Below are 15,923 nucleotides of genomic sequence, written 5' to 3'. Positions count from 1 at the left end.
GCGGCTCTCTCTCAACATTCGTAATCTATCCAGGCGAAAAGTGCGATGAGTACTCTCTATCGATATAACGCTACGCGCTCAGAACTATGACGGGTAGTTGGTTTTATCAGTGACGCAGCGGAGCTGCGTCACTGATAAAACAAGGTCTGCTAGACAATGAAGTCGCTAGCACTAATGCTGCCCACCGCAACGTTCTCTAGGGTCACAAGAGGAGCAAAAGTTGTCCCGATGCCATCGCCATCAACATCAATTCGGACTAATGTCCCCGTGCTGGAAGCTTCAATCTTCAAATACCGACTAAAACGATTTGGATCACTAAATCCAGGGTTATCAACAGGATTATCAAATAGTGGACTTAGGTCAATGCGATCGCCTGAAGTAAAGTCTTTGATCGTATCTCCTCGATCTCGAATATTGTAAAAGGTAAAGCGATCGTTACCTGCTCCGCCAGTCAAAATATCAGAGCCAAGACTTCCAATAATGACATCATCTCCGTTACCACCATCTAGCATGTCATCGCCCCAATAACCATGAACGACGTCATCACCGTTTTCACCAAACAAGGCATCATCACCTAACGCTCCAAACATTTCATCATTGCTATTTCCACCTCTCATTAAGTCATTGCCTTCATAGCCGTTCATAGAGTCATTTCCTGCGCCACCAAACATGCTGTCGTCATCTAGAAATCCTCTGAGAATATCATTGCCACGATTGCCGACCAGTTTGTCGTTACCAGAGCCGCCAACAACTAAGTCATCACCGCCACCACCACTGAGAATGTCGTCGCCTTCTCCACCGTTGACAGTATCTTGACCAAAGGCACCCAACAATTGATCATCGCCTTCTGCGCCAAAGAGAGTATCATTGCTGCCTTGCCCTTTGAGCAGGTCATTGCCAATAAACCCGTTGATAGAGTCGTTTCCGGGTCCACCTGAGATATCATCGGCACCTTCATTGCCCCGGAGCAGATCACTGTTTTTGCCGCCCTTGATCGTGTCGCTCCCGCGTCCACCACTGATGAAGTCTTCGCCGATACCACCGTCAAGATAATCACTGCCCGGACGACCTAAAAGTCGGTCTTCACCAGCCCCACCAAAAATGCGATCGGTGCCGGTAGCACCATCAATATAATCATCACAGCCCAAGCCAAACAGGCTATCATTTCCAGCCAAACCTTTTAAGGTGTCACTGTCTTTTGTGCCGCGCAAGGTATTGGCTTTGCCATTCCCCACCAACGTAATTCCAGGCAGACAGATATCGGTGCCCGTTACGGCAAGCGTAACGATACCTGCGGTCAGAGGTTTAACCCCTGAGTTATCGGTGGCATTATAGGTAAATGTTGTACCTGCAAATCCATTGCTGGATTGAAAATATAGGTCATCAATGCGATTAATCGGGATATTTTGCCCGACTGTTACAGCAACCCCACCCAGGGATGGATCATCCAAAAAAAGAGTCCCTTGATTAGCGGGAGGAAGCGTCAAGATGGTGTAGTAAAGAATTTCACCATCTGGATCCGTGCCAGAAAGTCCGGTTAGCCTAACCGTTGTATTGGGGTCTAGCGTTTTTGCTGCATTGGTAACGGTGGGTCGAAGGTTATTGATCGGCTCAACCAGAGTGTCAATTTGCAGGTTGCGAATTTCGTGGATGTTGGTATAGGTTCCGGTAGATGCCGCAAACCCAAATTTAAAGGTTGCCGGAACTGTTCCGTTATTGGTAGCAATGTTAAAGGCCGGAACAACAGCCTCCCCAGCATCAAGAAAGTCGCCGTCTCCGTTGAGATCCAAATCAACCGACAATAGCCCTGCCGGTGTAATTTGAATTCTCGTGAAACGTAAGGCATTCTCTCGATTGGTAACGTTGGGAAAATCAATGCCTTGGGGAATCGTTGCAGTACCACCTAGAAACTGGTACTGAGTTGCTTCACTCCCCCGAATGGCAATGGAGTCTGGAATAGGATTTGCCACCCCCCCCACTCTTCCCTCGGTCGCGGCGGAGAAGTTGCCAAACTCATCAAACCCAACCCCAACATAGCCCCCTTCTACCCCTGCAATTCCGGTTCGTTGGGAATAGCCTAAGGAACCCCCAAAAGCGCCTCCCAGGTTCGGCGAGTTAGTCCCATTAATCAGGAAGAAACTCGTACCATCTGCCCCGTCACCTGAGGTATTTGAAACCCCATCGTAGGCAAAAAACTGAAAGGTAATCGATAGCCCTGCATTAGACTTGATCGGGATGTCGTAAATAACAAATGCAGCCTGGTTAAAATCATTGCTGGTAAGCCGTAATGCCCCTTGCCCATCGGCATCCAGAGGAGTGCCTCCTCCTGGGATCCCCCCCGACGATGCAGTGGTTCCAGGTCTAGCCGTTAAGAAAGGTTGGGCAGGAGGAGTCGTACTAGATTGACCAATTCCATAAATCCAAGGTCCGCTAGTAACATCGCTGCCGCGAAAGTCTTCTGCTAGCACCAAGACCAGGACAGAATTGAAGGCTAACAGTGCATCTCGGCTAAAAGCCAGTTCTGGCTTAACAGAGCTGGTTCTAACTTCTAAATCCCAGTCCCCACCGAGTGTAGCGCTGCCGGTAAGGTCATTAGAAGCCGCAATTTCCGCGCCCGTTAACTCTTTGAGCTGTTGAATTAAGAGCTGTCCGGTTTCACCGGCGGCAACATTGCAACCGTACAACAAGATATTGGCATCATCAGTCAGGGCTTCTGACCAACGTTGCAGGTGCTCTGTGTATTGCCCCAACGTATTGAGGCTGAGTTGAGATGAACCAATTTGGACTTTTCCTGCCTCACCATGAGAAATGATATGGAGACTGGAAACATGGTCATAAGTTGCCAGTACTTCTGTAATGCAAGCAACGCCATCTTGCTCTGCACCCAGGACAATCACGTTGGTTGCTGGTAAGGCACCTCTTACTAAAGTTTGGTAATCTGCAACCGATGAATCAATAAAAACGAGTCTAGAAATAGGTGTAGATGCCACCGTAGATTGACTGGAAGACTTCATTCAGAAAACCTCTTGGAAATGTTAGATGCATCAAAAAAAAACGGCGTAGTATTCGGCAAGGACTAGCTATAGCAATTGAATGGTTCATAAGGATGGGGTGCAGGGGTGGAACCTCTGTCCGGGGGCACAGCCTCCGCGCCTCTGTCCTAACTAGACCTGCGGCTGCTATGAGGATCACAAATTCATTAACCTGTCATTCTGTTTGAACACGCGACAGCGGAGCCGTCACGGTCTCAAAAAATTGGGGTTTACTAATCCACGATCCTCAGGGTTGATACCGTTTGCGTTAGATAGTGACTGACAAGCGATATCTGACAACGACCATCAAACCACTAGAGCGGAGGATATGAAATCGCCTACGATTGCCTTGTTTTAGGGGTTTGAGATGTTTTATAGCGCTGTGTGGGTTGATTCATGTTGTGGGGCGCGGAGCGCCCCACAACACCGTTTCTGTACTTAACGAACTTGCACACCGCTGTATCTGTGAATGCTACGTCGTTTAGGAAGTAGTACTCATCAAAGATTTAGGATGGCTGTGTAGTGCAATCTCTAATACCTTGTACATTTCCCCAATGTTGAATTTGCTCTTGCCGAAATATTCTGTAGATGCACGTTGCCCTGAAAATTTGCTTGCCCTGAAACATTTGCACGAAATTGAGCATAGCTACTGATTAGCTACGCTGTACTTCGAGGAGCAAAAGCGATCGCACAACCATCGATCGCGTATGTTTACGGAGTAGTCAGGACCTATAGAACACACCAAACTGACGTAAGACACACGCTTTTTAATAAGAGTTGAGATAGCTATGGTCAGTAGTTTCTCAGATTTTAGAGCCACTATTCCAACCTAATGCCCATGGAATCATAGGAGATTAAACCGTACAACTACTTAAAAGCAACCCCTGATGTATTTTCGTCAATTCTTCATGGAAGCATGAATCTTTTCAGCAAAATTACAGTCATTTTATCTCTAAGAGGCTAAATAGTGCCTGTTTTTTATTGACTCACTCGTTTGGGTTGAGGGGTTGAAACGGGCGATCGCCCTCTAATCGTCTGTAGCCATTTTTTTAAACAATCTTCCAGAACGCTGAGTCAGAGCGATGTTTTTTCTTGCCCTTCGGGCAAGAAAAAACATCGCTTCTAAGGATCGTGGATTTAATAAAACCCGGACGTTTATTTTTGGAAGCACGGCTCCGCCGCGCTTCCAAAAATAAACGTCCGGGTTTTAATTAATTTGTGATCCTAAGCCCTGCTTCCCTGAGTTGTGACGGGGGATAGCTAAAGGCAAAATTTGAAATCTCAATTTTCTTGTTATGTTGAGCAAGGATGTCTCTAGAATTGAGATGCTCTATTTACTGATGATGGGCAGCAACTGAAGAATCATTTAGCAAATCCTAGGGGTTCAGGCGTGAGGATAATAAGGATAATTGGAGGTAAAACAACACTGTGAATATCGGCGAAATATTTGAAAAGGGGGGCATTGCCATGTATCCCCTGTTGCTACTCTCAATCCTGTCACTCAGCACTATTATTGAGCGGATCTGGTTTTGGTCTAAAATCTTAACGCGAGAACGGGAAATTGCAGGGCGCGTGTTGGAATCTGCACGGCGCGATTGGTCAGCCGCGACAGAAATTGCCAAGCGATCGAACAGTCAACCCATTGGTCGGTTTCTCTACGCGGCACTGGAGCTAGAAAACCCCGAACCAGAAATTTTTCAGTTGGCGTTAGAAAATGCTGCCGATGAAGAATTGGCGACGATGCGGCGGGGCGACAAAATTTTAGAAACTGCGATCGCCCTTGCTCCACTATTAGGATTGCTGGGCACAGTGCTCGGTCTGATCAATTCCCTCAGCTCTATCCGATTAGCAGATTTAGGCACGGACTCTACGGCAGGTGTCACATTAGGGATTTCAGAAGCACTCATTAGCACAGCCACGGGTTTAATCGTAGCGATCGTCAGTCTGGCGTTTTATCGCACCTTCCAAGGATTTGTCTCTGGACAGGCAAAAGTGTTTCGGCAATCAGGCAACGAGCTAGAGCTGCTCTATCGCAAAGATCGCGCCATCCCCTTAACCAAGACTGAGATTTAAATAGATTGCGATGGTCTTTCAGAAATGGGGCTAATTTTTTTGAAACGCTCCCTTCGGGAGCGTTTCAAAAAAAATCAAATATAGACGTTTATTAATGGATTGAAACTGTTGTTACGGCGGCACCTAATTCTCCTATGAAAATTAATTTGGAGTCATCAGAACCTGATATTCGGGTTGAGCTAATTCCTCTGATTGATGTTATTTTTTGTATTCTGACATTTTTTATTCTGGCAGCAGTAACCCTCACCCGACAGACTGCTATCAACATCGATTTGCCAAAAGCGGCTACGGGTACCCCCCAGATGCGGGAAATGAAAGTTGTGACCATTGACCAGTATGGGCAACTTTATTTTGAGCAAGACCCGGTCAATCAGGCGGATCTCTACCAAAAATTGGCAGATTATCACCAAACCACACCCCAAGGGCTTTTGGTGCTGCGTGCGTCTCCGTTTGCCAGCTACAGCCAGGTTATCCAGGTCTTAGATGTTCTGAAATTGGTTGGCGGCGATCGCGTTGCGTTGGCAACCGAATCATCTGACACGGGCGAAACCAATCTGATACCCCCCAGTCAGGTGCCTGGTTTAAACGGGCAATCTGATCCCTATCTCATCGACCCGGCGAATCCATTTCCTAACCCCGCCGCGCCCGGCTCAGATCCCTTTGACCCTAACCAACCTCTTTTTCCAGGCATTGACTCCGTGCCCAGCCAACCGAATAGTGGGTCAACACCGGCTTCACCCTCCCAAAATCCTTCTCCTAAGTTTTGACCTGAATTGAGACGACATCCCATGTCCCGGTCGCGCTTGTTAACCATCATTGCGGCATCTGTCCTGACGTTGGGCATGGTGCTGTGGTTGGTAGATGCGTTGTTGCGTCTGTATGCTTCTCTATCTCTGATTTCTCCGGTCTTGAGTGGCATCGTTCTGTGGATGATATTGGGACTCTTAGGCGTCTTGATGGCAGCGCTGGTTTATTACGCTGTTTTATTTTTGCGTCCAAAAGCACGTAACAATCGCCCTCCCATTACGCTTCCAGAGCAGAAAGCAGACGTTGCCGAGCAAACTCTTCAAGCTGTTCGACAACAATTGGAGCAAATCCAAGATGAAGTAGCTCAGCAGGCCTTACTCAGGCGATCGCGTGAAATCGAAGAAAATTTGTCTCGGGGGGCGTTGCAGGTCGTGATTTTTGGCACCGGCTCCGCTGGCAAAACCTCGTTGGTCAATGCGATCGCAGGGCGGGTCGTCGGGCAGGTGGGTGCCCCAATGGGGACAACAACGGTGGGAGAAACCTACCGGCTACGCCTGCAAGGATTGGCACGCGAAATTTGGATAACAGACACGCCCGGAATTTTGGAAGCGGGGGTGATTGGCACGGAACGAGAGCAACTGGCACGAGAGTTAGCTACTAATGCAAGCTTGTTACTCTTTGTTGTGGATGGCGATTTGCGCAAATCTGAATATGATCCGTTGAGAGTATTATCGGCAATTGGCAAGCGATCGCTGCTCGTATTCAACAAGATTGACCTGTACACGGACGCTGACCAATACGCCATCCTAACCCGTTTGCAACAACGAGTGCAGTCTTTCATTGCCGCAGAAGATGTCGTGGCGATCGCGGCTCATCCCCAGGCGTTGACCTTAGAAAATGGCGATCGCCTTCAACCTGAACCAGAGATTCTGCCATTACTGCGGCGGATGGCAACGGTTCTCCGATCGGAGGGAGAAGACTTGATTGCCGATAATATCCTGCTGCAATCCCAACGACTGGGCGAAGAAGCTCGCCAATTGCTCGACGAACAACGACGACAGCAGGCAGAAAAAATTGTCGATCGGTTCCAGTGGATCGGGGCGGGGGTCGTTTCTCTCACCCCATTGCCTGGTGTAGACTTGCTGGCAACGGCGGCTGTCAACGCTCAGATGGTTGTAGAACTCGGGCAAGTTTATGGTTGCGAAATGAATTTAGACCGGGGTAAAGAATTAGCGTTTTCTCTAGCAAAAACCCTGGTGAGTTTAGGTGTGGTTCGAGGTGCCATTGAGGTGCTCTCGATTACCCTACAAACCAATGTCAGCACTTTTTTGATCGGTAAAGCCATCCAGGGAGTGACCGCTGCCTATTTAACCCGCATTGCGGGGCGAAGCTTTATCGAATACTTCCGCCGCGACCAGGACTGGGGTGACGGTGGCATGACCGACGTGGTGCAATCCCAATTTCAACTCAACCGTCGCGATGAATTTATCAAAACCTTTGTTCAGGAAGCGATCGCGCGTGTTGTTCAGCCGCTAACCCAGGATAATCATTAACCCAGTAGGGCTGAAAGCTCATCGACCGCTCGTAAATGCCCCCGACACGCTGCCCGCAGCAAGCGATCGATGGCATAGCGTTCTTCGTCCGACAGCATGTCATCAAACATAGCTGCCATCAATCCATACCGATCTGCTAATGTAACAACCCCAGAGTTGCTCACTTGAGCAAATAATTCGGCGATCGCACCTGGCAATAAACTAATAGGTTGGATCATGACAGTGACAATTCAGGAACTCGATACTGTATTAAATATCGGAGATTTTCATAGTATTTGCGGTGATTGAAACGAGCGAACTCTTGTGATTTTGTCCCGTAAACATGAGTGATAGAACTAGTTAAAAAACGTGACCAAATCTCTTAAAAAGAGTGACACAAATCACTTACTAAAAGACCTAAAAGTGGGTTTTGTTGTGGAGTGAACTGATATCGCTAGCCTCTGGTCTTGGGATTGAGCGGCGTGGGCTGAGTCTACGCCCCTCAATGCGAACCTTTGCAAAATTCCAATCGGGTTGAGTGAGTATTTGTACATAAAAATTCCGCTTGAAACTTCATCTCAACTTGATACGCGACTACAAATGGTTAAAGAAACAAATCTGGAATTCGCTGTACAAGTAATGTAGGTACCTGCATCAGCAAGATTCAAAACCCATCCTGTCTTGCTTTTTCACTTTCCAATCAGCGATCTATCACAGATACCTGATATATAACGTCATAAGCAGATCGAGGTCTGTCTGCTTTCTGTAGGTCTACTTAGGTGTGCATCGCTCAAATTAATTACGTGCGTCCTCAAAAATACGTAATTCATAGTTACCCGCTTGAAGCTTAATTAGGTAAGCCAACGCATTTCAAAGAGAAGTTTGATTCGCGGAACTTCAACATTTTGGCGCAGTCCTGATTACTTAGTCCTGAATAGCGGGAACACTAACGGTAAGCAGTAGTAAATGCCCCCTTGTATCTGGAGCAATTGAGACGATCACTATGCCAGCACAATTTTCTTACGCTGACTCTGCATACGATGAACCAACTGACTTCAGCTTTGAATCTGGAGCACTTGAGACTGATAGTTCTGGATTAGATGCTGAAGCTCTTGAAAGTGACTTAGTCAGCCTTGAAGCAGAATACGCCAACGCTGCCGTTTCTAAAGGGGTAGGTCGTCGGACAACCGACCTGGTGAGACTTTACCTTCAAGAGATTGGTCGAGTTCGGCTATTAGGGCGAGATGAAGAAGTTTCAGAAGCACAGTGTGTCCAGCGCTACATGCGCCTATTGGAACTATGCCGCGAGGCTGCTCAAGAGGATGAGGCTCTCAACCGATATGTCCAACTCCTCGAAGCCTGCGATCGCTTAGCCTCCATTCTAGGACATCGTCCTTCCTTAGAACGTTGGGCAACAGAAGCAGGGGTGGATGTTACTCAGCTAAAACCAATTCTTGCAGAAGGCAAAATCCGCTGGGCGGAACTTGCCAAGCTATCTGTAGAAGAACTGGATCGGATTAAAACAGAAGGGGTTTCTGCTAAAGATCACATGATCAAAGCAAACCTGCGGTTGGTGGTGTCGGTCGCCAAAAAATACCAAAATCGCGGGTTAGAACTTCTAGATCTGATTCAGGAAGGAACGCTCGGTCTGGAGCGTGCCGTGGAGAAATTTGACCCCACCAAAGGCTATCGGTTTAGTACCTATGCTTACTGGTGGATTCGTCAAGGGATTACGCGGGCGATCGCCACTCAAAGCCGAACCATCCGCCTACCCGTCCACATTACCGAGAAATTAAACAAAATCAAAAAAGCTCAGCGCAAAATCTCTCAAGAGAAAGGCCGGACGGCATCGATTGAAGATATTGCCCTGGAATTAGACATGACCGCACCGCAAGTGCGCGAAGTGCTGTTGAGAGTGCCTCGTTCCGTTTCCCTCGAAACCAAAGTGGGCAAAGAACGAGATACAGAATTGGGCGATTTACTTCCTGAAGAAGGCGTATCCCCAGAAGAAGCACTGATGCGAGAAGCGCTCCACCGTGATCTGCAACAATTACTCACCGATCTCACTACTCGTGAACAGGACGTAATTCGGATGCGGTTTGGCTTAGGAGACGGTCAGCCTTACTCATTGGCAGAAATTGGGCGAGCCTTAGATCTTTCGCGGGAACGCGTTCGTCAAATTGAGGCAAAAGCGCTACAAAAATTGCGCCAACCCAAGCGACGGAACCGGGTGAGAGATTACCTGGAATCGTTAACTTAAAGATCGCTAATCTCAGGTGATGTTAAGGATTACAGATTAATGAACGTGTAATTTTGCTTGAGAACGTGATAGCTCTGCCGTCGCGCGCTCAACAAGTATTAGATTTCATGAAATCTACGAACCTAAGGATCCTCATAAAAATAACTTGAATAACTGTTTTGGGAGAGTGCGGCGGAGCCGCACTCTCCCAAAACAGTTGTGGGGTTTAATTTTGTAAAGATCCTAAGGGTTAATTTTTGTAGAGAATGTACAAAAATTAACCCTTAAATTTTATTCCCATAGCAGAACGGCGCGATTTCAGCACGATGCCTGATGAAATGGGTTGCGTCCATAACAGGCGATCGCGGGTCACACGTCCCGACGCAGTTAACACACGAAGTTGTTGGACAGAATGACACCAGATTATGAAAACCCTATATTTATCAAGGGTTTTAAGATTAAAACAGCAACGAACTTATTAAATAATATTCTCAATAAGCCTTTTTTCTTGCAAGTGAGTCGCTAGATTGTGTATCCTTCTCAATAAGACAGCTCTATTGAGAGGAAGGTATTATGACAGCTTACACATCCACCTCACTCAAGGCTGAACTCAATGAAAGAGGATGGCGTCTAACTCCGCAAAGGGAAACGATCCTCCGCATCTTCCAAAACCTTCCTAAAGGAAATCACCTCAGCGCTGAAGATCTCTATAACCTACTTGAAGAAGATGGTGAGGGGATTAGTTTATCGACCATCTACCGAACCCTCAAGCTAATGGCTCGTATGGGTATCTTAAGGGAGCTTGAACTCGCTGAAGGGCATAAACACTATGAGTTAAATCAGCCATCTCCCTACCATCATCACCATTTGATTTGCGTGCGGTGCAATAAGACCGTTGAGTTCAAAAATGACTCGATCCTACGGATGGGCACTAAAACTGCCAAAAAGGAAGGATATCATTTGCTTGACTGTCAATTAACCATTCATGCGGTTTGCCCAGCCTGCCAACGGGCATTACTGCCTATCTAAAACTCCAGCAATCGGTAGGCAGGCTCACAGATTAATCACCCTGTTATTCTTTATTGGAGAGGGCGACGGCTCTGCCGTCGCCCTCTCCAATAGAATTGGGTTTTGTTCTATAGCAATTGAATGGTTGATCAGGACGGGGTGCGGGGGTTCTAACCAGCCCTTCGGCTGCTATATCAACGCTTCGGATATGCTCTAAGTCATTCAAATAATTTCAAATTCTGCCCTAAAAACCTGCGGGGGCAAGCACATCACCTTCAGTTACGCCATACGCATCTTGCGCTTCGGTGATCGAATCTCGGGTTTCTGTTCCCAGGATGCCATCTAATGAACCTTGGTAAAATCCTCGACGAGACAAACGTCGTTGCAGATCAACAACACTATATCGGCTACTGCCCGTGCCTGCCGAGTTATTCGAGGGGTTAGATGGGGGAGAACCCGGCTGGGACGATCCGTCGTTTGGAGGGTTGCCTGATGTTGATTGTTGTCGAATCGCCTCTGTTAAAGCGGCGTCGGTAACGGGACCGACAATGCCATCGACGGTTAGCCCTTCTCTTTGCTGGAAAAGTCGAACAGCCTCTTCTGTACGAGAACCGAAACTACCGGAGATATCGCCATCGTAAGCATCTACCTGTCTAAGACGACGTTGTAACTCTGTCACCGCAGGTCCCGTATCTCCCAATTGCAGCACCCCATCATCATCAGAATTTCCTGAAGAATTATCAGAGCCTGAGTTGTCACTGCCACTGCTTGCATTTTCCAGGGCGGCGCGGGTTTCGTAGCCAACGACACCATCCGCAGATAATCCATAATCTTGTTGAAACGTGATCACTGCATTTTCCGTACCCGAGCCAAAGTCTCCATCGATGACGCCGTCATAGTATCCCAGGTCAGATAACTGTTGCTGAATCACCTCGACTTCTGATCCAAAATCGCCGAACCTTAAGAGACCATCGGACGATTGACTGATTAAAATCGGTTGTGAAAAACCTTGGGGCGCGATTGACGAAGAGTTGCCAGGAACAGCTAATTGCGTTGCTGCCTCTGTATTTGCCAGACGAGTAGACTCAGACGCTGCCTGGGCTACAGCACCAGTTCCCCACATCCCCAGGCTGACAAGCAACAATCCTGCGTACTTGACTAGGGAGCGATCGCCATTCCGCATCAGATCTATAGCCGTAGCAGCCAGAATCAACGGAGAACAAGGTTGCGATCGCCCCTCAACCGATGGGTCAAGGTAAAAACGTTGATAAATTCCTGTAAATCGGGAATTGTTGAGAAACTGCATAGCATTAACACAACTCTTCTGTGTGATACCAAGATTTCACTCTTTAGGCTGTAATTCTATGTCATTTTCTCCAGTTTAGGCATGAAATGACCTAAATCCAGCTTGACAGCCAGAATTACAGATCAATAACCCTGTAACTCGTTTGGAGAAAGCAATGTTGAGAGAGCGACAGCTCTGCTGTCGCTCTCTCAAATGAATTGGATTTCATTCAATCCCCGATCATTAGCCGATGAACCGACACAGTATAGAATCAGTTGAGGCAACGTTAAACCTAAAGGGAAGATGAACATTTTTCATTGCTGCGTCCAGAAGTCTGCCAGTCAGTGGATTCGGCGCATCTTATCAGACAAAAGAGTTCTAGAGGCTTCGGGTTTAACCGCTCATTGGTACAAAAGTTTGGCTGCATTGGAAGATAATCCAAAATCGACACATCAGAAAACCTTTGTAGAGCCTTTCCCAAACGATACAATCATCACTCCTCTCTACATTGATTTCGAAACTTTTTGTACCATTCCTAAAAATGACAATTATCGAGCATTTTTTGTTATGCGCGACCCAAGAGACTTAATTGTTTCTTGGTATTTCTCAACTCGATATTCTCACCCTCCTTCAGAACGGATGTCTAAACTCAGAGATACACTGAGTCAGCTCTCTACTCAAGAAGGGTTATTATTATCTATTGATATTTTGAGTTCTGGGGGCTATTTTAAACCTTTAGAAACCTGGATTAATGCGTCAGAAAAAGATCCAAAAACTACAGTAGTTCGATTTGAAGATCTAATTGGAGATGACGGTTTTAATGTCTTCCGAGCATTATTTCAACATTGCGAGATTGCTATAGAAGATGATGCTCTGAAACAACTCCTGGTCGAGTATAGTTTCGAAAATTTAAGTGATAATCGACGTTCAGGAGTGGAAGATAAGTTTTCTACCTTCCGCAAAGGAATTGCAGGGGATTGGGTTAATTATTTTGATGAAGAAATAGAGAAAAAATTTGAAGAAGACATGGGGAATATTCCCTATGTGTTGGGTTATCGCGCTAGTAAAGTTGAGGTATTAAAAAAACAGTTGGTTCAAGCTCAGGTGCAATTACAGCAAGCCCATTTGCAGTTGCAACAGATTCAACTAAGGAATAGCCCAGATGATATTGGACAATTTCGTTCTACTTTGCCAGATTCTTCTAGAACTTTAACAACTGAGCAAATTGAGCTGAATCAAGCGATCGCCAAATTGCACAAAACGATGACTCGAATGAGGTTTATTGGGCGCAAATTTCGGCAAGGTAATCAGAAGATTAGAAAACTGAGACAACGATTGCAAAAACTTCAGAAACGACTCCGTATCACTCAAAAACAATTGCACCAAAAAGACCAGCAGCTTAAACAGGCAAAGATAACGATTAAAGCTCTGAAATCTGGAAAGATTGGGTGGCTAAGAGATCAGTGGCACCAATTGAAAAGTAAGCTCACCTAGAAATTTTTAGATTTTAATTTTCTACATCTAGGGTTGAGTACGTAAAATAGGTTCGACGACAAAGGTATGGAACATCGTAAAAAACGATCAGACATTGATGTTTTTCCAGACGACATTTTCCTGGTTTCTTACCCGAAATCAGGCAATACGTGGTTTAGATTTTTAATAGGAAATTATCTAACGAATAATCAATGTAATTTTGCTAATAGTCATTTAATTGTTCCGGACATTCACCTCAATCCAGAACATTGTTATCAAATCAAACGTCCCAGAATTATCAAAAGCCATAGACCTTACACATCTCAATATCAACGGGTCGTTTATATTGTCAGAGATGGACGAGATGTGGCTGTTTCTTACTACTTTCATAAACTCAAGTACGGAAAAATTAGCCCAGATACATCTTTCTCAGATTTTCTCATCACTTTTAATGCTGGGTTAGTCGATAAATTTACAGCGTGGAGTGATCATGTCAATTCATGGCTTGATCAGTGTAGCAACGATTTCTTGTTGATCAAATATGAGGATATGAAACTCGATACAGCACAGCAATTTAATCGATTTCTTGAATTCTCTGGATTGCCCGTTGATCAAACCAAAGTTGCCAGTGCGATCGCTGCCTCTACGTTCGAATCCATGCAAAAGCTTGAAGCAGCGATCGCCCCTGCGGCAGACGGAAATACCTCATCCATTCCATTTGTGCGTCAGGGTAAGGTGGGTGCTTGGCAAAGTTATTTTAGCGATGAATTAGAACAGAGATTCATTAACGCTCATGGCTCAGCTCTAAATCGTCTAGGCTATATTTCTACCTCGTATTCGACCGAACCTGACAGAGCAAGTTATCAAACGGATTTGGAGCAGATAAGAAACCTCTTGCTACAAAAGCTAAATGAAACCGAAATCAAGCTAGAAAACGCGCAATTTCGAGCCCAGCAAGGTAGACAAAAGATTAAAAAAGTTCAGCTTAATCTTCAAAAAGCTTATCGGGACTTAGAACGAACCCAACAAACGCTAAAAAACTTGACAGTTGAACCTCCTGATACGACTGGATGGTTACAGCAGCAAAGACTGAAGGTAAAGCGATGGTTAGGCGATCGCTCTTTGCTAAAATGAAAAAGTTGTAATAGCGTAGCAGCGTCTCACCGTAAACTCTGCCTTGGCTTCGGTCTAGATGAACTGTAGCAAACACCTTATTCGACTAATGAAAAATGATGCTAGCGATCGCGTAGAATTATCTAGAGTCTAAGATTATATTTACTACCTTTAGAATTTAGTTAGCATATAATTTATGCATCTCCTCCATCTAAAAAACGTAAAATTTTGAAGTAGCTGTTAGTTTTTAAGCCTTATGAACAGTCATAAAAAAAGATCCGACATTGATTTTTTTGCTGATGATGTAATTTTAGTCTCCTATCCAAAATCAGGTAATACTTGGTTAAGATTTCTCATTGGTAATTACATTACTGAAAATAGTTGTGACTTTGCTAATAGTCATTTAATTGTTCCAGATATCCATCTGAATCCAGAATATTGTCGAAACTTAGAAAGACCTAGGATTATTAAAAGTCATAGACCCTATACACCTGATTACCAACGAGTTGTGTATATCGTTAGAGATGGCCGTGATGTTGCCGTTTCCTATTACTTCCACATGCTTAAATATAAGCAAATCAGCCCGGAAACCTGTTTTCAAGACTTTCTTCTTGATTTTAATGCAGGATGTGTTGATGGTTGGATGACTTCATGGAGCGAACATGTCAATGGCTGGATAGATAGTCCTCAAAAAGACTTTTTGTTGATCAAATATGAGGATATGAGGAAAGATACAGCCCATGAATTCACACGCTTTCTAGAGTTTGCAGGATTACCAATCGATAAAGATAAATTAATCGCTGCTGTTCAAGCGTCTGAATTTGACAATATGAAACGTCTTGAAAAAGACTTAGCTCGCATCACACCAACGTACGACATTTCAAAACCTTTTGTACGTCAAGGTAAAGTAGGTGGTTGGCAAGAGTTTTTTAGTGAGAAAATGATAGAAAGCTTTATTTATGCCCATAGTTCAGCATTAGAAAGACTTGAATATGTATCAGCTTCTATCATAAATGAACTGGAACAACGAGAATTTCAACCAGAACTTGAAAGGTTGCGATTAAAGCTGCGCTACACCGAAGCTCGATGGAAAAAAACTCAGTTAAATCTTTCTCAAACTCGATCCGAATTAGAAAAGTCTCAGTCAGTTTTAGAAAAAACTAATACAAAGTATCTCAAAGAACAACGCACCATTAAACGTCTGCGCCAACAACTAAAACGAGCCAGACAAAGGCTAGTTGGTATGCAAAAGAAAATCGGTGCAATGGAATCTAGTAAATTTTGGAAACTTCGCCATCAATGGGTTAGCTTAAAGAAGCTACTCTTTCCCTCTGAAAAATAGGCTTTTTTACGCTTCTTAGCTAAAGTAATTGTCTTAATATTACAATCAGCAAATGATTGTTTTATGTATTTATAACCAA

At 45.2% G+C, this 15,923-nt stretch carries 11 protein-coding genes; 8 read left to right on the top strand and 3 right to left on the bottom strand.

Annotated elements, in window-relative coordinates:
* Positions 1-149: 149 nt before the first annotated feature.
* On the bottom strand, positions 150-3,014 hold the full coding sequence (locus ACR6Z4_RS13655; protein WP_479717835.1) for a DUF4347 domain-containing protein: 2,865 nt from the start codon (positions 3,012-3,014) through the stop codon (positions 150-152).
* Positions 3,015-4,460: 1,446 nt separating this feature from the next.
* Between ACR6Z4_RS13655 and ACR6Z4_RS13650 the strand changes: the two genes are divergently transcribed.
* From ACR6Z4_RS13650 to ACR6Z4_RS13640, 3 genes are all read left to right on the top strand, one after another.
* Positions 4,461-5,105, top strand: a complete 645-nt coding sequence (locus ACR6Z4_RS13650; protein ID WP_479717834.1) for a MotA/TolQ/ExbB proton channel family protein — start codon at positions 4,461-4,463, stop codon at positions 5,103-5,105.
* Between the two features lie 134 nt (positions 5,106-5,239).
* Complete coding sequence (locus ACR6Z4_RS13645; protein WP_479717833.1) at positions 5,240-5,872, top strand: ExbD/TolR family protein; 633 nt, start codon at positions 5,240-5,242, stop codon at positions 5,870-5,872.
* Positions 5,873-5,893: 21 nt separating this feature from the next.
* Positions 5,894-7,405, top strand: coding sequence for a YcjF family protein (locus ACR6Z4_RS13640; protein WP_479717832.1), 1,512 nt, complete (start codon positions 5,894-5,896; stop codon positions 7,403-7,405).
* On the opposite strand, the gene ACR6Z4_RS13635 is transcribed toward ACR6Z4_RS13640, so the two are convergent.
* Positions 7,402-7,623 (bottom strand): hypothetical protein, encoded by a 222-nt coding sequence (locus tag ACR6Z4_RS13635; protein ID WP_479717831.1) that lies wholly within the window; start codon positions 7,621-7,623, stop codon positions 7,402-7,404. The genes ACR6Z4_RS13640 and ACR6Z4_RS13635 overlap by 4 nt on opposite strands.
* Positions 7,624-8,387: 764 nt before the next feature.
* Here ACR6Z4_RS13635 and sigC point away from each other — a divergent pair.
* Complete coding sequence (gene sigC / locus ACR6Z4_RS13630; protein ID WP_479717830.1) at positions 8,388-9,644, top strand: RNA polymerase sigma factor SigC; 1,257 nt, start codon at positions 8,388-8,390, stop codon at positions 9,642-9,644.
* 552 nt (positions 9,645-10,196) lie between these two features.
* The gene (locus ACR6Z4_RS13625; protein ID WP_479717829.1) at positions 10,197-10,652 is read left to right on the top strand and encodes a ferric uptake regulation protein; all 456 of its coding nucleotides are present in this window, start codon (positions 10,197-10,199) and stop codon (positions 10,650-10,652) included.
* A gap of 223 nt (positions 10,653-10,875) precedes the next feature.
* Here ACR6Z4_RS13625 and ACR6Z4_RS13620 read toward each other — a convergent pair whose 3' ends face one another.
* Positions 10,876-11,937 carry a peptidoglycan-binding domain-containing protein gene (locus ACR6Z4_RS13620; RefSeq protein ID WP_479717828.1) on the bottom strand — a complete coding sequence of 354 codons (1,062 nt, stop codon included), beginning with the start codon at positions 11,935-11,937 and terminating at the stop codon, positions 10,876-10,878.
* Positions 11,938-12,333: 396 nt separating this feature from the next.
* On the opposite strand from ACR6Z4_RS13620, the gene ACR6Z4_RS13615 reads away from it, so the two are divergent.
* The 3 genes from ACR6Z4_RS13615 (at position 12,334) to ACR6Z4_RS13605 (ending at position 15,844) form a co-directional block, all read left to right on the top strand.
* Positions 12,334-13,410 carry a sulfotransferase domain-containing protein gene (locus tag ACR6Z4_RS13615; protein WP_479717827.1) on the top strand — a complete coding sequence of 359 codons (1,077 nt, stop codon included), beginning with the start codon at positions 12,334-12,336 and terminating at the stop codon, positions 13,408-13,410.
* Positions 13,411-13,476: 66 nt separating this feature from the next.
* Complete coding sequence (locus tag ACR6Z4_RS13610) at positions 13,477-14,523, top strand: sulfotransferase domain-containing protein (RefSeq protein WP_479717826.1); 1,047 nt, start codon at positions 13,477-13,479, stop codon at positions 14,521-14,523.
* Positions 14,524-14,758: 235 nt separating this feature from the next.
* Positions 14,759-15,844 (top strand): sulfotransferase domain-containing protein, encoded by a 1,086-nt coding sequence (locus ACR6Z4_RS13605; RefSeq protein ID WP_479717825.1) that lies wholly within the window; start codon positions 14,759-14,761, stop codon positions 15,842-15,844.
* Positions 15,845-15,923: the final 79 nt, after the last annotated feature.

The organism is Calyptranema fuscum S582, assembly GCF_055793305.1.
The sequence above is the reverse complement of the archived record's forward strand: the minus strand, read 5'-3'. Positions and strand labels throughout refer to the sequence as shown.